The 25,002-nt window shown below is 54.8% G+C and carries 16 protein-coding genes (1 of these 16 cut by a window edge); 10 read left to right on the top strand and 6 right to left on the bottom strand.

Features of this window, described 5'->3' with window-relative positions:
* On the bottom strand, nucleotides 1-129 hold the start of the coding sequence (locus RB_RS19340) for a sulfite exporter TauE/SafE family protein (RefSeq protein ID WP_011122308.1). The gene continues 621 nt to the left of window position 1, outside the view; the window shows 129 of its 750 coding nt (coding positions 1-129); its start codon is at nucleotides 127-129; the stop codon falls past the left edge of the window.
* A 142-nt stretch (nucleotides 130-271) separates the two neighbouring features.
* On the opposite strand from RB_RS19340, the gene RB_RS19335 reads away from it, so the two are divergent.
* The 3 genes from RB_RS19335 (at nucleotide 272) to RB_RS19325 (ending at nucleotide 7,056) form a co-directional block, all read left to right on the top strand.
* A complete protein-coding gene (locus RB_RS19335) occupies nucleotides 272-1,888 on the top strand; it encodes a neutral/alkaline non-lysosomal ceramidase N-terminal domain-containing protein (protein WP_164922239.1) in 1,617 nt (538 codons plus the stop codon).
* Between the two features lie 23 nt (nucleotides 1,889-1,911).
* On the top strand, nucleotides 1,912-5,511 hold the full coding sequence (locus tag RB_RS19330) for a family 16 glycoside hydrolase (protein ID WP_164922238.1): 3,600 nt from the start codon (nucleotides 1,912-1,914) through the stop codon (nucleotides 5,509-5,511).
* Between the two features lie 66 nt (nucleotides 5,512-5,577).
* Complete coding sequence (locus RB_RS19325) at nucleotides 5,578-7,056, top strand: DUF7133 domain-containing protein (protein WP_011122305.1); 1,479 nt, start codon at nucleotides 5,578-5,580, stop codon at nucleotides 7,054-7,056.
* Between the two features lie 25 nt (nucleotides 7,057-7,081).
* Here RB_RS19325 and RB_RS19320 read toward each other — a convergent pair whose 3' ends face one another.
* The gene (locus RB_RS19320; protein ID WP_011122304.1) at nucleotides 7,082-7,711 is read right to left on the bottom strand and encodes an RNA polymerase sigma factor; all 630 of its coding nucleotides are present in this window, start codon (nucleotides 7,709-7,711) and stop codon (nucleotides 7,082-7,084) included.
* A gap of 80 nt (nucleotides 7,712-7,791) precedes the next feature.
* On the opposite strand from RB_RS19320, the gene RB_RS19315 reads away from it, so the two are divergent.
* Both RB_RS19315 and RB_RS19310 read left to right on the top strand, forming a co-directional pair.
* Complete coding sequence (locus RB_RS19315; RefSeq protein WP_011122303.1) at nucleotides 7,792-10,884, top strand: protein kinase domain-containing protein; 3,093 nt, start codon at nucleotides 7,792-7,794, stop codon at nucleotides 10,882-10,884.
* 124 nt (nucleotides 10,885-11,008) lie between these two features.
* The gene (locus tag RB_RS19310; protein ID WP_164922237.1) at nucleotides 11,009-11,707 is read left to right on the top strand and encodes a Uma2 family endonuclease; all 699 of its coding nucleotides are present in this window, start codon (nucleotides 11,009-11,011) and stop codon (nucleotides 11,705-11,707) included.
* A gap of 20 nt (nucleotides 11,708-11,727) precedes the next feature.
* Here RB_RS19310 and RB_RS19305 read toward each other — a convergent pair whose 3' ends face one another.
* Genes RB_RS19305 through RB_RS19290 form a run of 4 tightly spaced genes read right to left on the bottom strand, consistent with a single transcriptional unit; the run spans nucleotide 11,728 to nucleotide 16,321 of the window.
* Nucleotides 11,728-12,522: a methylamine utilization protein gene (locus RB_RS19305; protein ID WP_164922236.1), complete on the bottom strand. Its 795-nt coding sequence runs from the start codon at nucleotides 12,520-12,522 to the stop codon at nucleotides 11,728-11,730.
* Nucleotides 12,519-13,238 (bottom strand): response regulator transcription factor, encoded by a 720-nt coding sequence (locus tag RB_RS19300; RefSeq protein WP_011122299.1) that lies wholly within the window; start codon nucleotides 13,236-13,238, stop codon nucleotides 12,519-12,521. The genes RB_RS19305 and RB_RS19300 overlap by 4 nt, the downstream gene beginning before the upstream one ends.
* Nucleotides 13,223-14,920 carry a sensor histidine kinase gene (locus tag RB_RS19295; RefSeq protein WP_011122298.1) on the bottom strand — a complete coding sequence of 566 codons (1,698 nt, stop codon included), beginning with the start codon at nucleotides 14,918-14,920 and terminating at the stop codon, nucleotides 13,223-13,225. Before RB_RS19295 ends, RB_RS19300 begins: the two co-directional genes overlap by 16 nt.
* A 6-nt stretch (nucleotides 14,921-14,926) precedes the next feature.
* Nucleotides 14,927-16,321: a vWA domain-containing protein gene (locus RB_RS19290; protein WP_164922235.1), complete on the bottom strand. Its 1,395-nt coding sequence runs from the start codon at nucleotides 16,319-16,321 to the stop codon at nucleotides 14,927-14,929.
* 120 nt (nucleotides 16,322-16,441) lie between these two features.
* Here RB_RS19290 and RB_RS19285 point away from each other — a divergent pair, with 120 nt between their 5' ends.
* The 5 genes from RB_RS19285 (at nucleotide 16,442) to RB_RS19265 (ending at nucleotide 24,887) form a co-directional block, all read left to right on the top strand.
* Entirely contained in the window at nucleotides 16,442-17,551 is a 1,110-nt protein-coding gene (locus RB_RS19285; protein WP_193427744.1) for a DUF58 domain-containing protein, read from the top strand.
* Nucleotides 17,548-19,575 carry a vWA domain-containing protein gene (locus RB_RS19280; RefSeq protein ID WP_011122294.1) on the top strand — a complete coding sequence of 676 codons (2,028 nt, stop codon included), beginning with the start codon at nucleotides 17,548-17,550 and terminating at the stop codon, nucleotides 19,573-19,575. Before RB_RS19285 ends, RB_RS19280 begins: the two co-directional genes overlap by 4 nt.
* A 57-nt stretch (nucleotides 19,576-19,632) precedes the next feature.
* The gene (locus tag RB_RS19275) at nucleotides 19,633-21,624 is read left to right on the top strand and encodes an ABC transporter ATP-binding protein (RefSeq protein WP_011122293.1); all 1,992 of its coding nucleotides are present in this window, start codon (nucleotides 19,633-19,635) and stop codon (nucleotides 21,622-21,624) included.
* Nucleotides 21,625-21,717: 93 nt separating this feature from the next.
* Nucleotides 21,718-23,922, top strand: a complete 2,205-nt coding sequence (locus RB_RS19270) for a sensor histidine kinase (RefSeq protein ID WP_011122292.1) — start codon at nucleotides 21,718-21,720, stop codon at nucleotides 23,920-23,922.
* A 614-nt stretch (nucleotides 23,923-24,536) separates the two neighbouring features.
* A complete protein-coding gene (locus RB_RS19265; protein WP_164922234.1) occupies nucleotides 24,537-24,887 on the top strand; it encodes a hypothetical protein in 351 nt (116 codons plus the stop codon).
* Nucleotides 24,888-25,002: the final 115 nt, after the last annotated feature.

Raw genomic sequence — 25,002 nt, 5'->3', positions numbered from 1 at the left:
TCCAAATACAAAGGCAAATAGCACAACATGCAACATGCTGATGCCGGGGAAGCCAGATTTTGAAAACCCAATGCCGGTCGCTCCCACTGCCAAAAGTGCGATTTGGTCGGGAGTGAGGGATGAAAGCATTGGATTTTGTGTGAATCGAAGGGCGTACGAGTCGGTGGGTGAGATCGCGAGTATCTACAATGTCTCCGGGTTCACGAACCCCACCCCACCTGCCGACTTCGGTCCCCGCCCCAAAATCCCTCCCACAACGACAGGAAGAACCATGGTTCGTCCGTTGGATGTATCTGTTCCCTCGATCCGCTTTATCGGCATTTGGTTGATAGGCTGTTTCCTTTGGGGCAGCTTCGATCACTCATTTGCGACGGCAGAAGAGGAAAATTCAAAGACGCCGGTAGCGGAGTCAGCACCAACGTCGCCTTTGTTGATCGGAAGTGCGCAACGAGACATCACTCCACCGATGGGGTTTCCGATGTCGGGTTATTTTCACGAGCGGTTGGCGACCGATACTCGAGACCCGCTTTTCGCGAAGGCCGTTGTGTTTGAACAGGACGGAACAACGGTTGTCTGGGTCGTTTGCGATTTGGTTGGAATCACCCGTGATTTGTATGAAGAAGTGGTTCGGAGATCAGAATCGTTGCACGGGATCCCAGCTAAGAACCACATTTTGTCGGCGACGCACTCGCACACTGCCCCCGATTACAAGGCTCACTTGGTTCGGCATCTCCGCGGAGAGTTAGACGAGGACGAAAAAAAGAACTCAGGTTCTCCTTACGCGGCAGGGTTGATCGATGGGATTGTGTGTTCGATTGGAGATGCAATCTCCAGCAAACGGGCCGCGAAGCTCTTGGCTGGCAACGCAACTCAGAGCGTGCCGGTTTCTTTCAACCGTCGATCGGTGATGAAAGACGGCAGCATCCGGACTTGGCAAGGTGAATCCAATCCCGATCGACTGCGCGTCGCCGGTCCGATTGATGATCAGTTGGGCATCGTCGCCGTCGTTGATATTGAAAGCAATCGTCCGTTTGCGATTTGCAGCAGCTATGCGTTGCATTTGGACACGGTGGGTGGCACCCGATGGAGTGCGGACTACCCCGCCTTGATGCAGCGAGCGGTGGCTGAAAACTTTGGTGATGATGTGCTGTCCATTTTTGGTGCCGGCACTTGTGGCGACATCAATCACGCTGACCCATCCCGGAAAGAACGCAATTCGTGCGAGTTTATCGGGCACGCATTGGGCGAAACGCTGGTGAAAGAAGCTCGTTCAATGTTGGCGAAATCTATTGAGACACCGTCTGTCACAACTCCGCAATTAAAATATCGCCACGCGGTGGTGCCGCTGCCATTACAGGCACCGACGAAGCAAAGCATCGCGAGAGCGAAAGCATTGGTCCCACGTGCTCGAGAGGGCGAAAAAATTGGATTCGAAGACCTTGTTGCGGCAAATCGCGACGTCCAATTGGATCGGTTGAGAAACAATCCATCGTGGATCGACGCCGACGATCCCGCTAATGTTTGGCCGATGATCGCTTGGGAAGGCGTGGGCAATCATCTGCCCGTTGATGTTTCCACCATCACCGTGGGGGATGAGCTGGCCATCGTCTTCCTACCCGGAGAGGTTTTTGTTGACTTGGGGTTGGCGATCAAGCGACATTCGCCATTCAAGACAACGATGGTGATTGAATTGTCCAACTGTGTCGAAACCGCTTATCTGCCAACGCACGCGGCGTATGCGCAGGGCAGTTACGAAGTCATCAATTCCCGAACGAAACCTGGATCGGGTGAGAAGTTGGTTGCCGCGGCACTCTCCCTGTTGCGAAGTGCGGCTGCCGACGATGCTCCTGCAAAATACGAAACACTTTCTGAACTGACTGCCCGATGATTCTTACTTCGAAGACTTTCCTCATGCGAATGCATCTGCCGGTACCGAATTTCCTGGCCGGACTGTTTCTTATTTTCTGGTGTGCAGTTGGCTCGGCTTCCCTCTCGGCGCAGGAGCCCGCCGCCGATGATCCTGATCTTCAACTGCAAGGTGAGTACGTCGCGGAAGATACTGGTGTCCAAGTCATCGCGATTGGTGACGGCGAGTTCGACGTTGTGATTTACGAAGGTGGCCTGCCCGGGGCAGGTGCAAAGCCTTCGCCTCGAAAAATCGAAGCGGACGAAGACGTGCTGCTTGGTTTGGTGGATTCCATGAATCTGCGACGTGTCGAGCGGGTCAGCAGCACGATGGGCCGGGTGGCTCCGGCAAAGGCCACCGTGCTGTTCGATGGAACCAAAGAATCGGCGGACGCGAACTGGGAAAACGCTCGCGTCAGTCCCGAAGGTTGGTTGATGCAGGGAACGACGAGCAAGCAAAAATTTCAAGACTACACACTGCACCTTGAATTTCGGACGCCTTTCATGCCCAAGGCAACCGGTCAACAGCGAGGCAACAGTGGTGTCTACCATCAAAGCCGCTACGAGACTCAGGTGTTGGATTCGTTTGGATTGGAAGGACTCGACAATGAATGCGGTGCGATTTACACGGTCAGTGCTCCCGCAGTCAACGTTTGCTATCCACCGATGCAATGGCAGACCTATGACGTCGACTTCACCGCGGCGCGATTCGATGATGCGGGAAAGAAAGTCACTGATGCTCGGATGACCGTTCGATTGAACGGAGTCATCGTGCAAAACAATGTGTCAGTGCCAAACGCGACTCGGGCTGCCAAATTGAAAGAAGGGCCGGAGCCCGGTCCCCTCTATTTGCAAGATCATGGCGACGAGGTTCGATACCGAAATATTTGGGTTTTGCCACGGGATGCTGATCGCGAAGCCAAGCGTCCGATTGTTTCAGGGTTCGAACGTTTTGTTGGCACTGATGCGTTGTCGATGGCCGATGCGGGTGAAGTTCTGATCGACAACTTGGCATGTGGTTCCTGCCACGCAGCAGGAACATCGATGTTGCCTTCGCAAAGTGGTCCCGATTTGTCCCAGGTTTTCGGACGAGTTCGCGCTGACGCAATCGTTGACATGATCGCGGATCCGCACACCACCAAACGCGGCACAACGATGCCCGATCCTTGGCCAGGAATGGAGGCGGCCGAGCGTCGCGAACGCGCGAAAGAAATCGCAAGCTACTTGCATTCGATCAACGATCAGCCACTCGAAGATCGCATCGTCAGTGAAAAACTGGCTGATCGTGGTGAAAAGCTGTATCAAAAAGTGGGGTGTGTTGCCTGTCACTCGGCCGATCCCGCCAGCCCCAGTCCAATGTCGGTTCCGCTGGGCAAGCCACACCGCAAATACACATTGCCTTCACTGACGAAGTTTTTGAAGACCTGCAATCAACTTCGTCCGGGACTTCGGATGCCAGCGATGGTGGGAACCGACGAAGAGATCATGGCGGTGGCGGCCTACCTGACTCGCGAGATCACGGTGGGCGAGACCGCCGACGCGTTCACCAGAACGGTCTACCACGGTTCATGGAAGCAACTGCCAAAGTTTGATTCGTTGAAGCCGGTCTCGAAGGATCAAGTGAGTGGTCTGAAGTTTGATGACCTGAAACGAAGAAACAACTTTGGGGTGGTCTACGAGACCGATTTGCACGTCAACGCAGATACGAAGTTGACGTTTTACTTGGCCAGCGATGACGGCAGTGCGCTGGAAATTGATGGGCATCGATTGGAAAACGATGGGATCCATCCTCACAAAACGGTCCAAGCCGAATACGAATTGAAGGCTGGCGTCTATCCGATCCGAGTGGAGTACTTTGATGGTGGAGGACAAACGTCGCTGAGCCTGGAAGTGGAAAGCGATACCTTTGCCCGTGATGACATCGCTTATTGGGTCAGCAACACCGTGGGTGGTAAGCCGCTGGATTTGCTGCCAAGCGACTTCGTCGCGGACTCTTCTCTGATTGAAAAAGGCAAGCAGCAGTTTTATTCCGCCGGATGTGCCAATTGTCACTCGGTCGGCGCGGGCAAAGCTTCCGATTTACAAATGGTTCAAGCCGTCGCGTTGGATCAGGCGAGCGAAGGAAAAGGCTGTTTGGCTGATGAGGTGTCGGAACCAGCCGTTAACTTTGCGTTGGGGGCTTCGCAGACATCCGCCATTGAATCGGCGCTCAAACGGAGACGCTCGGGGCAACGTCCCAAGGTGGCGGATGCTCGCCGTGTGCATCTGACGATGGTCGGATTGAATTGCTATGCCTGTCACCAACGCGACGGAGTCGGCGGACCCGAGTTGTCACGTGATGAGTCATTCGTATCCACTGTTCCTGAAATGGGACTGGAAGGGCGTTTGCCCCCGCAATTAACGGGTGTTGGCGACAAGCTGACTCCGCAAACGATCACCGATGTGTTGAATCATGGTGCGAACATTCGCAGCTACATGGGCACGCGAATGCCGGCGTTTGCGTACGAGCCGTTGCGTGATTGGCATGCTGCGGTGGGGCGTTTAGACATGGATTCAACGGTCGAAGAAGCCGACTCCACTGCCAGTGAGTCAACCATTCTTTCCAATGGTCGCCAGCTTTGCGGCAACGACGGATTGGCGTGCATCAAGTGTCATAGTTTCGGTGGAGACACCGGAGGTGGACTGGGAGCCATTGATCTTTTGACGATGCCGAAACGCCTTCGGTACGAATGGTTCCAACGCTATTTGCAGAATCCAACTTTGTATCGACCCGGCACTCGGATGCCGAATAGTTTTGTGGATGGCAAGTCTTCGATCACCACCATTGAAGACGGTGACCCGGTCAACCAAACCGACGCAATTTGGAAGTATCTGTCGCTTGGTGACAAAGCCAAAGAACCTGTCGGGTTGAAGCAGAATGCGATTGTTTTGAAGCCGACCGAGCGGGCACTGCGGATCTACCGGAACTTCTTCACCGGAGTCAGTGCACGCGGAATTGGAATTGCCTTCCCGAACAAAACCAACTTGATTTGGGATGCCGAGCAGATGACTTTGTCTCGGGTTTGGAAGAATGGCTTCTTCGATGCATCGATGCACTGGCGTGGTCGTGGGCAAGGTCGCCAGGAACCGCTCGGTGATGCGGTTTCGATTCTTGAGGGGCAGTCAACATTGGCTCAGCTTCCAAGCGTTGCTGCGGCTTGGCCCGAGGAGTCGGCAAGAGCCCGTGACTTCCGTTTCGGTGGATATCAACTGAGTGGCGGCGAAACCATTGCCATTGGGTTTGCTCGAGGTGATTTGAAAGTGGAAGACACCATTTCTTCTCAAACGCCGGCTGGTGAGAAAACGTCGCCTCAATTGAGCCGAACGTTGACGATTTCGGTTCCTGCTGCAAAAGGCAACGATCAGTGGGTTTGGCAACCGACCGACCAGCCCATGGAACTTGCGGAAGAATCGGAGGGCACGCAAGTTTTCCGTTTCAACAATCAAGCGAGTTTGCAGGTCCAGGGGATTCAGCTTGAGAAGGTGATGGTGGAGGGCAAAGCGATTTGGCGTGCCGCCCTGCCGGAGGGAGAAACCGTGACGATTCATCAAACGATTGCTTGGTGACGTCCATCCGACGCGTTGCTTTGAACTGACACATTTGCCACCGAACTTTTTTTGACGATCTGAACGATGAACTTCATGCAAATTCGACCTTTGGCCAGCTTGGTCTTGCTGCTGAGCTTTGTTCCAGCGATCCATGCGGAGCAGCCCAAGGAGAGCGACTACTACACCATCACGACCTTCGAAACTCCGGAGGGCGAAGTCATCGAAGCGTGTGGCTTTGAATGGATGGAAGACGGGCGATTGGCGGTGTGTTCGCGTCGCGGTGACATCTTCATGGTCGAGAATCCGCTTGCTGAAAAAGTGACCGCGGATCAGTTCAGCGTGTTCGCTCGCGGGCTGCACGAACCACTCAGCTTGACCGAACAAGACGGTTGGTTGATCGCGACTCAGCGTCCTGAAATCACACGTTTGAAGGATACCGATGGCGATGGTGCCGCGGATGTTTTTCAAACGCATGCCGATGGATGGGGCGTGTCGGGTGATTACCACGAATACGCGTTTGGATCGAAGCTGGATGCCAACGGCGACATGTTGATCACGTTGTGTTTGACAGGTTCATTCAGCAGCAAGGTTCCGTTTCGCGGATGGGCGATGAAGGTGACTTCGGACGGGAAAACCATTCCGTATTCCAGCGGTGTTCGCTCGCCCGGCGGGATGGGAACCGATTCGAATGGCAACGTTTTCTATACCGACAACCAAGGCCCTTGGAACGGAACATGTGGATTGAAAATCCTGCGAGAGGGCAAGTTCATGGGCCATCCCGGCGGATGGGATTGGTATGACGACGCACCGAACATGGGCAAGCGTCCGCAAGAACCTGAGAGCGGCAGTCGCATCTTGACCGAAGCGGCCAAAATCCCGGAACTGGTGCCGACGGTGGTTATGTTCCCGTACGACAAGATGGGAAAGAGTGCGTCGGGAATCGTTTGTGATCAGTCGGGCGGCAAGTTCGGTCCGTTTGAAAATCAACTGTTCGTCAGTGATCAATCGCAGAGCACGGTCATGCGAGTCGACTTGGAAGAGGTGGATGGCGTTTGGCAGGGTGTTTGTTTCCCTTTCCGACGAGGGTTTGCCTCAGGCAATGTCGGGATGGAAATGGCACCCAATGGATCGATGTTTGTTGGCGGAACCAACCGCGGTTGGGGATCAACGGGCCCTCGTCCTTTCGCGATCGAGCGATTGGATTGGACCGGGAAAGTCCCGTTTGAAATCAAGCACATGAAATCAACGTCCGACGGTTTTGATTTGGAATTCACTCAACCGGTGGATGCCGCGACAGCGACCGATTTGGCGGGTTATGAGATCGAGACTTACACGTACGAGTACCGTTCGCAGTACGGCAGTCCGGAAGTGGATCCGACCAAGCCCACGATCACATCGGCAACTGTTTCGGAGGACGGGATGCACGTGCGATTGGTGATCGATGGATTGCAACTCGGTCATGTTCACGAGCTTCATTCCAACGGTGTCCGCAACCAAGACGGCAATCCTTTGCTGCATCCTCAGGCGTACTACACGCTGAATAAGATCAATGAGGCCAAGTGACTCAGGGCAATTAGTTGCCGCTGGACTATTCCGGCAACTCCGCCATGCGTTTGCGGAGTCGGCGAAGCACGCGGGATTTCGCTTGGTAGACGCTGGCCACGGAAAGGCCCAACTTGTCCGCAACCGTTGATGCAGGTTGCTGATCGACGGTGGTGGCCCAGAATGCTTGCCAGGTCATGGCTTCAAATTCGGATTCGACCGACGTCATGACTTGGCGAATCAAAGGGCTTTCGATCGACGCGGGGCAAATGGTGGAATCCAACGTGTCGGCGATCTCTTGCTCGCCGATTTGATGCAATTGATCGAGCGCTTCGCTGCCACCGATCGCTCGCCCATCGGCCTCGGCGAGTTTGCTGAGTCTTCGAAAGTGATCACGGACTCGATTGCGAGTGATCGTCGCCAACCAAGAACGAAAGCTGCCTTCTTGTTTTTTTCTTTGGAAGTCGCCGATGCCTCGGGCCACGGATGAGAAGACCTCTTGCACCACATCGGGTGCATCGGACGCGGGGATTCCGGAGGTCCGGCACCAGCGGTAGACGATCGGGCCGAAGGTATTAACCAAACGGCTCCAGCTTTCGGCATCCATCTGTTTGACGCCGGAAATCAGCATCGATGACAGGGTGGGATGTTCGTTCGAGGGCGACGCGTGGCTCATGAAAAAGATTTTATCAGCAAATGGTGTCAGACGCCCGCGTTCATCCTGGTGCGTTACCCTAACTATCCCGGAGGACACCTATGATGACCGCAACTGAATGCCCGTCGATCGAACGTTTGAAGGATTTGACGCTCGGCCGATTGGCTGAAGAAGACAGCGACTCGATGCTGGACCACCTTCGCGATTGTGCAGTTTGCCAATCTGAATTGGAAACGATCGGCGATGGCGAAGACTCTTTGATCCAAGCCATTCGATCGCCTGACGACGCTTCGGAATGGATTCACGAGCCGCAATGCGACATGGCCGTGATCGCCGCTTTGGGAGCGATCGGAATCGGCCAACAATCACGAACGGTCTCGGAAATGCCGGCTTTTCCGGTCTCGATTGGTGAATATGAGATCGTTCGGCCGTTGGGTCGCGGTGGGATGGGCAATGTTTACTTGGCTCGTCATACCAAGTTAGGAAGACTGGTCGCACTCAAGGTCTTGGCCGGGCATCGTCTCGCTGATGCCAAAATGAAGGAGCGGTTTGGGGCGGAGATGCGGGCCGTGGGACAGCTAAGTCACCCGGGAATCGTTTCGGCCCATGACGCACGTGAAATCGATGGCACAGCGGTTTTGATAACCGAATTCATTGACGGAATGGATCTGGCTCAGTTGGTTTCGCGAACCGGGCCGATCGAGATTGCGGACGCTTGTGATTTGATTCGCCAAGTGGCCGTCGCACTGCAATACACCAGCGACCAAGGTTTCGTTCATCGCGACGTCAAACCATCCAACATCATGTTGAGTCGTTCTGGCGAGGTGAAGTTGTTGGATCTGGGGTTGGCCCGTTTGCAGGAACCTCGTCACGAAACATCAGGTTTGACCGGCACCGGACAAGCGATGGGGACGGCCGATTACATCGCCCCCGAACAGGTCACGGACAGTCGTGGTGTCGACGTTCGCGCCGACATTTATTCGCTTGGTTGCACATTGTTCAAATTGCTGACCGGGCATGCCCCGTTTGCTGGGCCGCAGTGCACGACCGCGTTTGCCAAAATGACGGCTCATGTTTCCACGCCACCACCGGTGCTCAACGATTTCTTGCCTGATGCACCCGCTGGGTTGGCCAAGTTAGTTGCATCGATGTTGGACAAAGACCCAACGTCGCGACCACAAACGCCGATGCAGGTCGCTGAAAAGCTCAAGCCATTTGCGAGCGACGCCAATCTTTCTGGCTTGATCGCTCGAGCCGAAACTGCCTCGCCTGAGCGTGCGCCCACCAGCCATCCAGAAACCAAGGTTTCGCCCCAAAAGCAAAGTTGGCGGCGACGAACGGTACCCCTCACCGCGGCGATCGCTGCAGGATTCTTTGGGTTGTTCATCGGATTGATGAGTGGTGTGTTGATCCGCATCAAGCTGCCCGATGGTTCGGTCATGACCGTGAACGCACCAGATGGAAGCGAAGTCACCGTCGTTCCCGACGCATCAGCCGACCCACCTCCGGAAACCACCGCGTTGCCTGCTGTTGCCGCTTCCGAAGACCAACGCAAAGAAGCGTTCCTGAGGTTCGCGATCTTGGCAACCGAAGCAGAATTGCGGGAGTACGGCTCGAAATATGAAGGTCTTCCTCAAGGCTTCGCTGTCACGCGTGATGGGTTTCGATGGTATGCGGCCGATCTGGATGCGGACCTTTCATCGCCGCTGCACATGAACGGGCAAACATTGCATTTGGTCCGTGAGGCTGGTTCGCTGGCAATCGATCAAGACAAGCTTCGCGGACAGATCGAAATGGCTCAAGCAAAGGGCAATGAGCAAATCGAGCTTCGACTGAGCGAGGCTGCTGGGGAGTCGCTGCGTGAACTCACCCGCAACAACATGCGACGAAGGTTGGCGATCATCGTCAACGGGAAGATCCGAATGGCACCGACAATCATGGCGGAAGTTGGCCGTGACATCGCGATCACGGGGCGGTTTACCAAAGAAGAAGTCAGCTTCTTGATGAATGCTCTGGACAGCGGATTGGTTGCACCGCTTTCAAAACGAGGGAAAGCAATGCAAGCGAAAACAGATCTTGAACGACTCCAGGGTGTTTGGCGACTTTCTGGTCGATCAGATGCCACGCTGCTTGCGTTTGATGGTTGGGACTTTTACGTGGCTGATGATCAGTCAATTCGAGCAGCAGGAAGATTCCTATTGCTGCATTCGCGTGGTCGTGAATCTCAGAAGATTGCGCTAACGAAATCGAACTTTCCTAAAGAATCAACATTGACCTTGTCCTATCGATTCTTGTTGGGGGATCGTCTCGAATTGGAATTGAATGATTTAGCCCACCGGGCAAAAGCAGATGACTTTGGAATTAATTTGGGCAAAGGGTTTCTTGTGTTGGAAAGAATCGGTGAGGTTCCAACTGGAGAACTCAATGCATCGTTCTGGCGAAAAGAGTTCAGGTCCTCTGAAGGTAGAGTTTATTCGCTACAGAGCGAACTCCGTGGACGAATTGAATTGAGTGCAGCATTGACGCAGATCGTCAGAGCAAAGGGCTCAGATGTAAAAACGTCCTCAGCAGGAATCGGCAGCGAATCTTCTGGTGAAAGCAGCCAAGAGTCCACCAATCAATTGAAGCAGATGGGGATCGCCTTTCACAATTTTGCGTCGGCTTATCGAAAGTTTCCTGCCTCGGCATCGATGGCGAGAGAGGGAGCGATTGGAGTTAATGATGAATCCGAATTGAAGCCGTTTTCCTGGCGGGTGGCGATCCTACCTTTCATTGAGCAACAGGAGTTGTTCGAGCAGTATCGGTTTGACGAACCGTGGGACAGTGAATCTAACTCGAAGTTGCTGGCGAAGATGCCTTCTGTCTACCGCCGTCCCGATGCGTCGGAGGACCAACCCGTTGGGCACGCCAACTATCAAGGCATCGCCAATGGTGCCAGTGCATTGGGCATCGACGATGGTGTCAAATTCAAGGACATCCGAGACGGGACGTCCAACACGTTGCTGATTTTGGAAACGAAATCGTCAGTTCCTTGGACGAAGCCGCAAGATCTCAGTGAGTTGCCAGAGTTTGCTGGTGATGCCGTTCTTCGGTATCTGATGGCCGATGGAGCCGTGAGGACGATGGCTCCGGTGGACGAGGAAAAACTGAAGGCTTTGATCACTCGGGACGGTGGTGAACGCATTGAACCTTGAATTGGCTTCAATCGGAAGTGTCTTCTGCGAGCCTCCGTTGGGCGTGGCGCGTTCAAGAAAGTCTGCTGGATCAGGCAGGGCCTTTCGTTTGAGATCACCGTTCGATTTGAGTTAGAATGTGACCATGCAAATCCCTAGTCTTCCCAACGCCACCGCCAATGCGGCTTTGCCTCTCAGTGTCGCTGACACGCTGACGGACCTGGGGGGCATTTCGTCCGATCGATTGCGGGTGGTTGAAGCCTCCAGGCCCGCCACAGCGGAGGATCTCGCCATCCTTCATGCTCAGGGCGTGATGTGCGAACTCGTCGATGGCCAATTGGTGGAGAAGCAGATGGGGTTCAAAGAATCACTGCTGGCACTCGCGATCGGGCACTTTCTGTTCCAGCATGTGTCGAAACACAAGCTGGGCATGGTCTCGGGAGCGGATGGTTTTGTAACCCTCTTTCCCGATCTGATTCGCGGTCCCGACGTGGCTTTTTTGTCTTGGGACCGGCTGCCGGGCGGACAATTGCCGGAGGAGGCGTTTCCTCGAATTGTTCCTGATTTGGTGGTGGAAGTTCTCAGTCCCGGAAACACTCGCGCGGAGATGGCTCGCAAACGTCGCGAATATTTTCATGCGGGAGTCCGGTTGGTTTGGACGGTGGATCCCATTCGAAGGTCCGTTGCCATCTTCACTTCGGCGACGCAGTCTTCGGTGCGTGGCGAAACGGAATCACTTGATGGTGGTGAGGTTCTGCCCGGACTGAAGATCAACTTGGCGGAAGTGTTCGCCGTTCTGGACGGTCCGGATGTGGACGAAAATCCTATTGTCGTAAACGGTTGATTGAGCAGCATTCCTCGTTGTCACTGTCCGGTTGATACTGCTGTTTGAATGCTCGCAAAGTTCTCGGGTGAAAGCTTCACCTGACCGAGGTCGTTGGTGCCTTTGGCCAAGGTGACCTGGAATCGATTGCGGTCCCACTGCTGAACGTTGCCATCGATCGTGACGTTGGTCAGGTGGCGGGCGTCTTCATGGAAGACGCGAAAAGTGAGTTCCTGGTTCTCGGGAAGACCTTTGATTTCAATTCGCCCTTGAGCATCGCTGACGGCGGCGTAGGGGTGATCGAGAACGACCAGCCAAGCTCGCATCCAAGGGTGAATGTTGCAGTCAATCGGCAGCGGTGCGGGCTCTGCTTTTTGCAGGGAAAAGTCGCGATTATTGCCGGCAGGAATGAGGATGCCCGAGTGATTGTTTCGAAAGAAATTGATGTTGATGTTGTGACCTACCTTGGCCTCGGACACATCAAAGATCAATGTGTCTCCGCTTTGAGCTAGGACCACATGCGGTTCGAAACGGCATTCTTTCGCCAGCAGTTTTCGAGTTTGCTTGGATGGTTTGGAAGCAGGTAATTGCGTTCCTCCACGCCCGGTGTAGAGGTAGACCACCACATTCTGAATGCCTTTCGTTTCCTGATCCACCAGCAAACGCTCATCGAGCAAGTTCAATTGGCCGCACACCGCTTTGTCCCTGTCGACGTCAAGCGGTTCAGGGGGTGGAGCTGGACCATCCAGCAAGAATTGCATTCGCAGATCAGCGGTATGAGCGGAAGCACAACACCACGTGACCAAGCAGGCAATCGAAAGGGTGAGCGTTTTCATGGGTGAGGTTTGCACTCGTAGCGGTAGCCGAGGCCATAGACGGTTTGGATGATGCGAGGGTGTTTGGGATCTCGCTCGATGCGTTTGCGGAGTTGGCTGACGGTTTGGTCGACGGTTCGGCTGTTGGGGACTCGGTTATGCCCCCAGCATTCTTGGAAGAGCGTTTGGCGATGCACCACGTCCCCGTCGGCATCATGCAACAGTATCAGGATCTGTAGTTCACGAGCGGTGAGTTCGATTGTCGTTTCGCCACGAGTGGCTCGCAGTTTTGATGGCGTGATCTGCAAATCGTCCATGTTGAACGTGATGTGCGTGGTCGGGTCTTTCGCGATTGGTGTTTGGCTGGGGGCTGGCTGGCAGCGCCGCAGGACGGCTTTGACTCGGGCAATGACTTCGTGGGATCCAAACGGTTTGCTGATGTAGTCGTCCGCACCCAGTTCCAGCCCCACGACTTTGTCGATCTCGTCACCCTTGGCGGTGATGAAAATGACCGGCGTTCGATGGTCTTCGGCACGCAGAAGTCGACAAACGTCAAAACCGCTTTTCATAGGCATCATCACGTCGAGGCACACCAAATCGAACTTCTTGGATTCGATCATCTTTGATGCGGACAGGCCATCACCGACTGTTGCCACGTCGTAGCCCTCTGCGCCCAGTAATTCCTCCAGGGCAGCACGAGTGTGCCGGTCATCTTCAGCGATCAAGATCCGGGGCATGATGGTTCAGTTGGGGGTGACGAGACGCGATCGGATATTGGGTTCACTGGTAGCAGGGTGAAGCGAAAGTGTGATCCCGACTCGGAAGGAATCCAGTTCAATTCGCCACCATGCCGTCGGGCCGCGTTGCGGGCGATCGCCAGCCCCAGGCCTGTTCCTGCAGGTGCTGACAAGGAATCGTCAAGTCGCTCGAAGGGTTCGAAGATTCGTTTTGCTTCCGATTTGGTAATCCCTGGACCCTCATCGATGACATCGATGGTGATCAGGTTTGCTGTTTGGGCGCTGGTCAGTGTGACGCGTTTTCCGGAAGCCGCGTATTTCTCGACGTTGCTGAGCAAATTCACCAGGACCAATTCGATCACATCGGTGTCGATTGAAATCGCTTGGTCCGCATAGAGCTCCAGTTCCGTTTTGATTTCGAGGCTTTCGAAAGCGGGAGCAAAACTTTCCACGACGCGGCGGATGATTTGATCGGGAGCTTCAATCGTCGGACGCAATTTGCCTTTCCCTGAAACCATGTCGAGGACACCCGTGACCAACCGTGAGAGCCGCTGGCTTTCCTCTTCGATCACGTCCAACCGTTCCAGCAGTCGTCGTTGATTGGGCTCATCGGACGTTGAAGTCGACTCCGAATCGAGGTCGCGTTTGGCAAGTTCGGCGTACAGGCGAATGTTGGTCAACGGAGTTCGCAATTCGTGCGACACATGGCTGGCGAAACTGACACGTTGTTGAGCCAGCGCCATTTGACGCCGGATCGTTGTCATCACATACGCTCCCAGCAACAACAGCGTGGTGGCGAGAGCCAACAAAGTTGCCAGCAGGGGGACGGTTCCGTCCGCCAACCAACCCGGGGACGCGTCGGTGGACGGCGTGTAGATCAACCGCCATCCGTTCCACGGAGCTTCCATCCGAATGGTGGCAAGCGGTTGGATTGGGGCGATTGTTTCGCTGGAATCGCCCCAGCGGTACACCGTCCGATCGGTGCTGTCTCGCAGTTCGTATCGCCCGCTCTCATCGGCGGAAGTGGCGGGCAAGGCTTCGACCAAGTCGGCCATCCAACGCCCTCGTTCCAAAACAATCCCGGTGGCGGTTTGGTCGGATCGTGGCAGCCAAAGGACCAGTTGCAGACCGTCCTCGTGGAACCAGCTTTGCCAGCGAGTGTCACTGTTTGATAGATCGTTTGATGAAGGTGCCTTCGGAAACTGCACGATCCGTGTTTGGGGAACGACTCCTTTGATCGAGGACGATGATTGGGAATCGCTATTGAGACCGAGAGCTTCCTCTTGTTCTCCGATTGGTCGTCCACGAGCCAGTTCGCTCAGAGCGGCATACCACAACGTTTCCGATGTAGCATCGATGACAGGTTTGCGGGGGTAGATCAAACGTCCATCGCGATCGACCAACAAAACCGATCGAGCAATCGGTGTCGAACGCCTTAGTTCCGCCAGGCGATTCAAGTCCCGCTCAGCCTTGCGAAGTTGGTCGCCAAGTTCGGTTTCATATCGCTGGGCGATGGGACGCAAGTTGGAACTCAAGTCCCGCAGTCGCCCAGCGAAGAGTTGTTGCAACTGTTCTCGTTGCTGCTGTTGTTGCCGCGCGAGCGTGGCGGTTCCGAACCAGCCGATCAGGATCAGCGGTGAAACGATGAGCAACAACAACGCGAGAACGTGACGCAGAGGCAAAAGAGATTACCGACGAGGGGCGGAGGATTGGGAAGGCGAGAGACTGGGGACGTCCACCGAATAGGGTTGTTGACTTTGGACTGCATTCTGCAACTGCCGCATGCTTTTGCGAGTTGAATTCCACTTGGAACGATCGACAATCGCTTCCGCTTGCATCTCGTTGCTTTCTTCGGCCAATTTCAGTTCAGGAAGAACACTGGTGACGCCCTTGGCTTCACACTCAACGTACAGTTTGTTAAGAGAGGTTGCGTTTTGATTCAGCAGCGATTGTGCTTCCTTGACTTGGCCCGCATCACGTAGCGCGGTGGCTTCGCGATTGAGTTCGGTGGTGATTTGCAAGCTGCAGTAGGCGTAAACCTCCATGTCCTTGGCTTCTTCGACGATCTTTTCTTCGTCACTGAAGCGAACCTGAATGCTGCTGGTCAGTTTCTCTTTGGTTTCGGTTTGCAGATTACGATACTGCACCGTGACTTCTGCCAGATCTCGGGTGGAGTCTTCCGTGCCGGGTGAAACTTCGGTTTCAACGATGAAGTAACGTTCTTGATTGGCGTAAAGCTGCGCGAGTGGAATGCGAATCGTTTGACCTTCGATGTCTCCTTCGCTGCCGATCATGCGAACGGGACGCACAGACTCATCCAGTTTGACCACGATTTCGAATTCGTTCGCTACGACGCTGAGCAAACCATCGAACTCTTGGTTGAAGACCGACACCAAACTGTCGGCGTCTTCGATGAACGCGTGGTTGCCACCGCCCACGGAGGCGAGCGCGACCATCAAGTCTTCGTTGTAACCTGAACCCAGGCCAAGCGTGCTGACGCTGATCGCTTCCTTCATCAGTGAGCGTCCCAACCCTTCCAGTTCTTGTGGGCTTTTGGGACCCACGTTGGCCAAACCGTCCGAAAGCAGGATGACTCGATTGACTTGTTCGTCGGCCAAGAACTTACGAACTTCCGCGGCACCTTTGCTGACTCCGGCGAACAATGCGGTGGAACTACCGGCTTGGATGCCACGGATCTTTTGTTTGATGGAGGAGCGATCGGTGGCTTTGGTGGCGGGGACTAAGACGGTGACATTGCTGTCGTACAGAACGACTGAAACGATGTCGTCGTCGCTCAGCCGGTCGATCGCGGCTTCGGCGGCTTCTTTGGCACGTGCGAGTTTTTGCCCGCTCATCGAACCGCTGTGGTCAAGCACCAAGCAGACGTTGACGGGTGGGCGTTCTTCCGCGGATTTCAGTTCAAAACCGGTCAGTGCGATTCGCAAGTGATTGGTTTGTTTCTCACCTGCTTTCATCACGGGGTGGACCAAGCGGACATCCAATTTGACTTGTTCGGCACTCGCTTGGTGAAGCGGTGTGGCCGTCATGGCGGCAACAAGTAACATCAACAATGAGAAACGCATCGGAAAGCTCCTGGGACAAGAGTGGACTAGCGATCGAGCCGGACATGGCTCGGACGTCACTCATTGAACGGAAAGCGGTCGCCCAAAAGTTCGAATGGGTGTCAGCCAATTGTAAAAGAAATGTCATCCAACGAATTCTCGCTGTTTCGCCGGGGAAATTCCCTCCGATCGGACCGTGCGGTCATCGCTTTTCTAAGAATTTCTGATCTCGACGAAGAGACAGTTGAGGTGCGGTGGCGTGCTCCACCGCTGCGTGAATCGGCTAAACTGCATCCCATGAGCAACGCACCCGCTTCGTCGACGACCGAACCGACTCCCGCAGCCAGCACCCCGACCGATGCCAAGCGGCAAGCGTCTGGGCCTTTGTTGACGCCAGCCTTGTTGGGTCGGCTGGAACGGCTGGAGCTCGTTTCTCGGAAGATCTTTCGGGGGCGGATGAAAGGCGAACGCATCAGTCGCCGGAAAGGTCAAAGCGTCGAGTTCGCTGACTTTCGAAATTACGTGCCGGGCGATGACCTGCGGCTGATCGATTGGAATTTGTACGCTCGGTTGGATCAGTTGTTTTTGAAACTGTTTCAGGAAGAAGAGGACCTGCACTTCCATGCCTTGATCGACACCAGCGCGTCAATGAATTTTGGCACGCCGAACAAATTGCGTGTCGCCAAGCAACTCGCGGCCGCACTCGGGTACGTGGGGCTCTGTCACGGTGATCGGGTTTGTGTTCGAGCCATGGGGCAATCCGGTCACAACGCTCCCGTGCTTCGGTCGCGTGGTTCGTTTTGGAAAATGTTGAACTACCTGGACGGTTTGTCGGGTGGCGAAAATGTTTCGCTGCACGACGGTGTCAAGGATTTTGTGACGCGAGGTGGTGGCAGCGGCGTGGTCGTGCTGATCACCGACATGATGGACAAGGAAGGCTACGAATCGGCACTGCGGATGTTGGTCGGTCGGCAAATCGATGTGTTTGTGCTGCAGGTGTTGTCGCAAGAAGAAATTGATCCGCCACTACGAGGTGATCGCCGCTTGATTGATGTCGAAGATGGCGATGCGGCCGAGATCACCGTCAATCAATTCGTGTTGGACAAGTACCAAGCCAACCTCAAAGCCTTCCTCAATCAAATTCGGCAGTACTGTGCCAAGCGATCGATTGTGCACGTGATGGTTCCAACCGACACGCCGATTGAAACGGTGATCACGAAATACCTACGAACTCGTGGGGTCGTGCGATGAACGGTGGTGGAATGAGTTGGATTCCGGCCTTGTCGGGTGTATGGCCTTGGGTGGTGTTGGCGTGCGTGCCCGTGGGCATCGTGCTGCTTTACTTTTTGAAACTGCGACGTGAGCCGGTCGAAGTGCCGAGCACGTATTTATGGTCTCGAACGATCGAGGACCTGCACGTCAACAGTTTGCTGCAACGGCTTCGCAACAGCCTGTTGTTGTTGCTGCAATTGCTGGCAGTGTTATTGGCCGCGTTCGCTTTGTTCCGACCAGGCATCCGAGGCGAAGCGAATTCGTTGGGCCGGATGGTGTTTCTGCTGGATACTTCTGCCAGCATGCAAGCTCCCGCAGGAGACGCTGAAGGAGCAGGGCAGGGCGGTCGCAGTCGGTTTGAAGAGGCGCGTCGTCAAATCGGCGATCGCATCGACACGATGACGGATTCGGAGTCGGCGATGCTGGTGACATTCAGTGACCGCGCCGAAGTGATGCAGGCCTTCACTTCGGATCGCAATCGTTTGCGGGATGCACTGGACCGATGTGAGGTCACGAATCGACCGACGGATATTCTGGGGGCACTGCGAGCAGCCGATGGCTTGGCCAACCCACGTCGGACCAGCGAGATTGGAGACGTCAACGATGTCCAAGTCGCTGATGCGATGCCCGCGGAACTGATGCTCTACAGCGATGGGAACTTTGGCGATGTGACGCAGTTCAGTCTGGGGAACCTGCAGCCAACCTATGTTGCGATTGGATCCGGCGCGGTCCGCAATTTGGCGATCGTTTCGTTCTCGGCTCAACGTGATTTGCAGAACCCCGATCAGATTCAAGTTTTCGCGACGGTGCTGAACACGGGCACGTCGGATGAGTCCACGGAAGCATCCTTGTACATCGATCAGAACTTGGTGGATGCGGCGTCAGTGAAGTTGGAACCGGAGGCTCAAACTGGATTGTCGTTCACGATTGAATCTTCCGATGCGGTTGCATTGAGGTTGCAACTCGACAGCGAAGACGATTTGAAGATCGACAACGAAGCGTTCGCGGCGTTGACACCCGCGGGGTTGGTTTCGGTGTTGGTCGTCACTCCCGGCAACCGAGCGCTCGAGCTGGGCCTGACAACACCCAAGTGCCAGCAGATCGCGTCGTGCGAATTTGTGACGCCTGACTACATGGAAACCGAGGCGTATCAAAAACGGGTGGATTCGGGCCGCGACGATTTGATCGTTTACGATCGATGCCGACCCAAGGATTCTCCTCCGACCAACACGTTCACCATGGGGGAATTGCCCAACGATGATTGGAAGTGGAAAACCGAGTCGGGCGCGTTGACGTTGATCGACATCGATCGAACGCATCCGGTGCTGCGGTATCTTGAGCTGTATTCGTTGCTGGTGTTTTCCGGTCGAGCTGTGGATGGGCCATCGGGCTCGCTGACCTTGGTGGAATCGGATGTCGGTCCGGTGATGGCGATTGCTTCGAGGGATGGTTACCAAGATTTGGTGTTGGGGTTCCCGCTTGTCAGCGAAGACGAATCGGGCGATATGCAGGCCAATACCAATTGGTACGCTGAACGCTCTTGGCCGGTGTTCATGTTCAACGTATTGAGAAACTTGGCCGGTGCGGCTCAGTCGTCAGGGGCACCGAGTTATCAACCGGGGCAAACCGTGATGGCTCGCCTTGAAAACGTTCTGGAGTCGGTTGAGGTCGTGCGAACGGTTGAGCAAGGCAGAAAAGAATCGCTGGGCAAGCAACCGGTCGGAGCAGGTGGCGTGGTCGAAATCGTCTCGACTTCACTGCCCGGTAATTATCAATTGATCGCCGCGGAAACAGATCAAGTGGTTGATCGGTTCGCGGTCAATTTGTTTGATGCTCGTGAAAGTCGATTGGCAGCGCAGCCGACCGTCGAGTTGGGGTACGAATCAGTGGAAGCAACCGACGCGGGAATCGAGGTGCGTCGCGAATTTTGGCGGCCTCTGTTGATCGCCGTGTTGGTGTTGATGGCATTGGAGTGGTGGTTCTACACGAGGCGTTTGGCGTAGGATTGACGGACTCCGATGATTCCATCGGTCGTTTGTTTCCACGCACATTGTTGTTAGATGCCGAGTTCGCCCAGTCGCCGTCGTTTCGAAGCCTATCGTCAAGCGGTTCGCGATCGTCATCGCCGAGGGAATCAGGACACTGAAAAGGATCTGGCCAGCGGACGTGGCGGGCATCATCACGGTGGCGGGCCGGGTGGAAAGAAGATCGGGACGCGAGATCGATCCTTCCGCGAATTGTTTCTTGCTTTTTGGGGACTGATTGCCGGGCAAAGAGGGGCCATTTTGACGGCTCTGGCGCTGTTGACGGTCAGCATTGGTTTGCGATTGATCCCGCCGCTGGGAACCAAGCTGGCGATCGATTCCGTGCTGATTCGCCCACCCAAACCGCTACCGGACTGGGTGAGCGGAATCCCAAATCTAAGTGAGATTCTAGGCGACCCGATGTCGTCACCGATGCGCGTGCTGATCGCGATCGGATTGTTGGTGACCGTTCTGACCGCGATTGGAACCGCGGTGAATTTGGTGGGTCGTTGGATCGCGACCAAAGCGGTCAATAAAACGCAAGTGTCCATCCGAGCTACCGTGTTTGATCACGCTGTTCATCTGCCACTGCACCATGTGCATTCGATGAAGAGCGGTGGCGTGGCCAGCCTGATTCGAGAGGACGCAGGCGGCGTTGCCGATCTGATCTTCAGCATGCTCTACAACCCCTGGCGGGCAATCGTTCAGTTCATCGGCAGCCTCGTGATCCTGATGCTGGTGGACTGGAAGCTGATGTTGGGTGGAATGTTTTTGTTGCCGACCGTTTGGTTGACGCACCGCACCTACATCAATCGCATTCGTCCTCTCTTTCGAGATGTCCGCAAGCAACGTCAAAAGATCGACAGCGGCGCGACGGAAACCTTTGGCGGCATTCGCGTCGTGCGAACGTTTTCGCGATCTCGCAGCGAGTCGAGTCGCTATGTGCGGGAAGGTGACTTCTTGGTTCGGCAGCAGTTGTTCACTTGGTGGTGGATGCGGATCATCGAGACCATTTGGGAAGTGCTGATTCCGCTCGCTTCCACCGGCTTGTTGCTTTATGGCGGCTATCAAATCATCGAGGGCAATCTGACCCTCGGTGACCTGATGATGTTCTTGGTCTACCTGACGATGTTGTTGGATCCGTTGGCCACGATCGCTGGCAGCGCGGTCGCTTTTCAGAACAATCTGGCTGGGTTGGATCGTGTGCTGGATGTGTTGGATGTGGAAGAGGAATTGCCCAGTCGCGAAGGTTCGATCTCGTTGGCTTCGAAACAGCGAGTGGGTGATCTGTCAATTCAAAATGTCACGTTCCGTTATCCGGGAACCGAGACGCCGGTGCTGAAAGAGGTGAGTTTCGACGTCGCATCGGGGCAAACGGTCGCCTTGGTGGGACGCAGCGGAGCGGGCAAGACGACACTGACCAATTTGATCGCTCGGTTCTATGATCCCGACGAGGGAAGGATCTGTTTCAATGGTCGCGACTTGCGAGACATCCAGTTGTCCAGCTATAGATCGTTGCTGGGAATTGTGGAACAGGACGTGTTTTTGTTCGACGGCTCCATCCACGAAAACATTGCCTACGCCCGCCGACGAGCGTCACGGGAGGATGTGATCTCGGCGGCGCAGGCAGCTGCCGCTGACGAGTTCATTCGCAAATTTCCCGAAGGTTATGAAACGGTGATCGGCGAACGTGGCGTCAAGTTGTCAGGTGGGCAACGTCAACGATTGGCCATCGCACGAGCGATCTTGGCTGACCCTCAAATCCTGATCTTGGATGAAGCGACCAGCAATCTCGATAGCGAAAGCGAGCGTCTGATCCAGGACAGTTTGAGCGAGTTGTTGCAGGACCGAACCGCGTTCGTGATCGCTCACCGATTGAGCACGATCATGAATGCTGACAAAATCGTGGTTTTGGAAGACGGCGAAGTGCTCGAGATTGGCACGCACGAAGAATTGGTCGCCAGCGGTGGCCGCTATCGAGACATGGTGATGCTGCAAATGGATCAAGGCATGCAAGCCAGTCGGTGAGACAAGACTCGCGTGATCGCTTATCATTCGCAGGTAGCGTCCTGTCTTGCAATCAGCGATGCGTTCCACGTGTCGCGAGTGTTTTGATAGCAGATGACGAATTCGACCTCACAACCGCTTCTTGGTCGAACGATCCATCTCTTGCGTGACTTTGCGGTGACTCGCAGTTCCGCATTGGCATGGTGCATCCTTGCCATATCGCTGGCCGTGACCGCGATCGCCTGGTATTTGTCGAGCCAGTACATTCGCGATCGAGCGTCGGACCGCTTTCTGTTTCGCGTGAGTGAAATGGAAGTCTCAATCGAGCAACGGATGCTGGAGTACGAACAAGTGCTTCGCGGTGGCGTTGGTTTGATGGAAGCATCCAATAGCGTCTCGCGAGCTGAGTGGCGGACCTACTTCGAGAACTCTCGTTTCCAAGAGTACTACCCTGGCATTCAGGGAGTTGGATTCAGTCGGGTTGTGAAGGCGGATGAAAATGATGCCTTTGTCGAATCCGTTCGCGCCGAGGGTTTTCCGGAGTTCGATATTCGGCCCGACGGTGAGCGTGATGTTTACACGGCGATCGTTTATCTCGAACCGTTCGATTGGCGGAATCAGCGGGCCTTCGGATTCGATATGTACTCCGAGGCAACTCGTCGAGCGGCAATGGACGCGGCGGTCGCATCGGGCGAACCCACCATTTCAGGCGTTGTCAAATTGGTGCAGGAAACCGAGGACGATGTCCAACAAGGTTTCTTGCTGTACTTGCCGGTCTTTGAAAATCGCGAAACGGTTGAGGAGGAAGGTCAACAATTAGCATCGGTTGTTGGCTTTGTGTACGCGCCCTTTCGAACTCGAGATTTGATGGTCGGGATTCGGAAATCGAATCTGCCGGACATCGATTTCAAGATTTACGATGGTGAGAGCGAGTCCACTGCCAACTTGCTCTACAGCAGTCACCTCCCGATGTTGAGGCCGGCCAGCGAGGGCAATGCGGATTTTGTGCTGACGAAGCAGCTTCATCTTCGCGGACGCGATTGGACAATCCACTTTGAATCCCAGCCCGATTTTATCAGTGGTGGCGAATCGGCGATTAGCTTGGCGGTCGCATTTATCGGATTGCTGGTGGATGTGTTGCTGTTCTTGGTCATTGGATCAATCGGGCGTCAACAGCGGCAAGCGGAACGAATTGCGGAACAGATGACCAGCGAGTTTCGCAAGGCTCAGAAACAGTTCCAAGCCGTCTGCGACACCGCCCATGATCCGATCGTATTGTTGGATGAATCACGACAAGTCGTCTATGGAAATCCAGCGACGATGGATGCCTTTGGGTTCTCCGAAGACGAGGTTGTTGGTACCTCAGCGAGTCGTTTGTTTGAAAGATCGCTTCGAACGGAGGAGTCCGCTTTATCATCGATCACGGACGACGAACTGCTTTGCATTCGAAAGGACGGAACGACCTTTCCCGCGAGAATCTCGATCTCCTATTGGCATGATGGCGAACAACAGCTTGCAGCAATCATCGTCCGTGATGTAACTGAGCAGCGACGGGTTGATGCGTTGATACGACAGCAAATCGCCGAATTGAGCCGAAGCAATCGGGATCTGGATGCGTTTGCCTATGTCGCTTCGCATGACTTGCGGTCTCCACTTCGAAACATCAAGCATCTGGCTGATTGGGTGACGGAGGACACCGGGGATCAGTTACCCGTTGAGAGCGCCGAACACCTGAAGACATTGAAGCAGTGCATCGATCGGATGGAGCAACTGCTGGATGATCTGCTTCAGTATTCTCGTGCCGGGCGAGTTCATGATCGACTGACGCAGGTCAACACAAATGATTTGGTGACAAGGATCTTTGCAATGTTGGCAAAGCCAGATGCCATGCAAGTTTGCATCGACGGAGAACTGCCGACGTTACTGACCCTCAAAGCACCACTGGAAACGTGCCTGCGGAACTTGGTCAACAACGCGATCAAACACCATGACCGCGCAGACGGCAGGGTGTGCGTTTCGGCGATCGATGATGGCGAGTTGATTCAGTTCATTGTCGAAGACGACGGACCGGGAATCGCTTCACGCTTTCAGAAGAAGGTATTTGAAATCTTTCGCACCGTTGCCCCGAACTCAGATTGGAAGAACTCGAGTGGCATGGGATTGTCGATCATTAAAAAGACCGTCGAAACCTACGGCGGAAAGATCGAGTTGCAATCCGAATTGGGGCAGGGCACACGTTTCATTCTGCACTGGCCACGCCAGATCGTGATGCCACTCGAAAGCGTCGAGCCACCTGTGTCAGCCGAGTCGGAAGGCTAGCTCTGATCGCGGATGCAACTTTTCTTCCGGCTTCTGCCTTTCTTTATCCCGGCAGGAAGGGAGAGGGACGCATGGGGTTGCATGTCCGTTGATCGACCGAAATTGTCGCCGACGGAGGCCCTCCGTCGGCATGAGCACAGCCAATCTCAGCCAGCGAAAGTGCTCTCGGTATCTCGTGCGAATGGGGTGCTCAGTGGGGCGGGGATGCGGAAACTTGGGCATCCGTACATTGGAAAAGCCCTCGTCGCCTTTGCAGGGCTGAAAGGTTTGGTTTTACGGGGATGAAGGTTCGGCGAAAACGATTGGTTCAACGGGGTTTTGGGTAGTGTGATCGTTCGAGTCTCTGTAGCTTGCCGCAGAAACGACTTCGATGGATCCAGTTCGTGGCCGTGCCAATACACCAGGCTCTTTTGCTCTAGGGTCGTTAACAATGATGCTCCTTGCGTGCTTGCGTTCAATCAAAATCATGTACCTAAAAATACCCCCTCCCGTTTTGAGGGTCCGTTTAGAATTGCCGTATGCCGCAGTTCAACTCGATAGCAGCAGGGTTTAACTATTGCTTCGTCCTATCGGATTGAGACGGCGGTCCGGGCATTGTTGCGGGTGATTCATCAATGCACTACTTGCTGATCTGTGACGACAAGGCTCTTCCGCTTTCAATTGAAGCTGTCATTAACACTGAGTTATCGAATACGACCCTTGAATCCATTCGAGAGATTGGTGCTCAGAGAATCCGGGACTCGGGAGTCGTTTTTACTTTTCGTCGAGAAAAAGCAGCTGTTGATGTGACGACGATGACGGGAGATCCCGAGGATCCCAGTGGACCTTACGATGGTCAGTCATGGATCTTCATCGACACACGTTGGTCGCTGCTCCATCACCGTGCGACACGGAAGCTCGCAACGGACATTCGTGAGGTCTTGCTTAGGTACGGCGCGATCGATGATGCGCCCGAAACGACTTGATGTTCTGTAGACACGCTGGAGAAAGGGGACGGGGGCAATAGTGTTCGGCCCGGCGTTTGCCGGGCTGGAATATTGGCGGATGGTTGGCGAGTTGAGTGTGGGTTCATTGCGAAGG

The sequence above is a fragment of the Rhodopirellula baltica SH 1 genome, from assembly GCF_000196115.1.
GTDB classification, from domain to species: Bacteria; Planctomycetota; Planctomycetia; order Pirellulales; family Pirellulaceae; genus Rhodopirellula; species Rhodopirellula baltica.
The sequence above is the reverse complement of the archived record's forward strand: the minus strand, read 5'-3'. Positions and strand labels throughout refer to the sequence as shown.

Coding starts and splice junctions, on each gene's coding strand:
- RB_RS19305 (WP_164922236.1), bottom strand. CDS start 12,522: ATGAAAACGCTCACCCTTTCGATTGCCTGCTTGGTCACGTGGTGTTGT.
- RB_RS19330 (WP_164922238.1), top strand. CDS start 1,912: ATGCGAATGCATCTGCCGGTACCGAATTTCCTGGCCGGACTGTTTCTT.
- RB_RS19265 (WP_164922234.1), top strand. CDS start 24,537: ATGCACTACTTGCTGATCTGTGACGACAAGGCTCTTCCGCTTTCAATT.
- RB_RS19310 (WP_164922237.1), top strand. CDS start 11,009: ATGCAAATCCCTAGTCTTCCCAACGCCACCGCCAATGCGGCTTTGCCT.
- RB_RS19300 (WP_011122299.1), bottom strand. CDS start 13,238: ATGCCCCGGATCTTGATCGCTGAAGATGACCGGCACACTCGTGCTGCC.
- RB_RS19325 (WP_011122305.1), top strand. CDS start 5,578: ATGAACTTCATGCAAATTCGACCTTTGGCCAGCTTGGTCTTGCTGCTG.
- RB_RS19285 (WP_193427744.1), top strand. CDS start 16,442: ATGTCATCCAACGAATTCTCGCTGTTTCGCCGGGGAAATTCCCTCCGA.
- RB_RS19290 (WP_164922235.1), bottom strand. CDS start 16,321: ATGCGTTTCTCATTGTTGATGTTACTTGTTGCCGCCATGACGGCCACA.
- RB_RS19320 (WP_011122304.1), bottom strand. CDS start 7,711: ATGAGCCACGCGTCGCCCTCGAACGAACATCCCACCCTGTCATCGATG.
- RB_RS19335 (WP_164922239.1), top strand. CDS start 272: ATGGTTCGTCCGTTGGATGTATCTGTTCCCTCGATCCGCTTTATCGGC.
- RB_RS19315 (WP_011122303.1), top strand. CDS start 7,792: ATGATGACCGCAACTGAATGCCCGTCGATCGAACGTTTGAAGGATTTG.
- RB_RS19275 (WP_011122293.1), top strand. CDS start 19,633: ATGCCGAGTTCGCCCAGTCGCCGTCGTTTCGAAGCCTATCGTCAAGCG.
- RB_RS19280 (WP_011122294.1), top strand. CDS start 17,548: ATGAACGGTGGTGGAATGAGTTGGATTCCGGCCTTGTCGGGTGTATGG.
- RB_RS19270 (WP_011122292.1), top strand. CDS start 21,718: ATGACGAATTCGACCTCACAACCGCTTCTTGGTCGAACGATCCATCTC.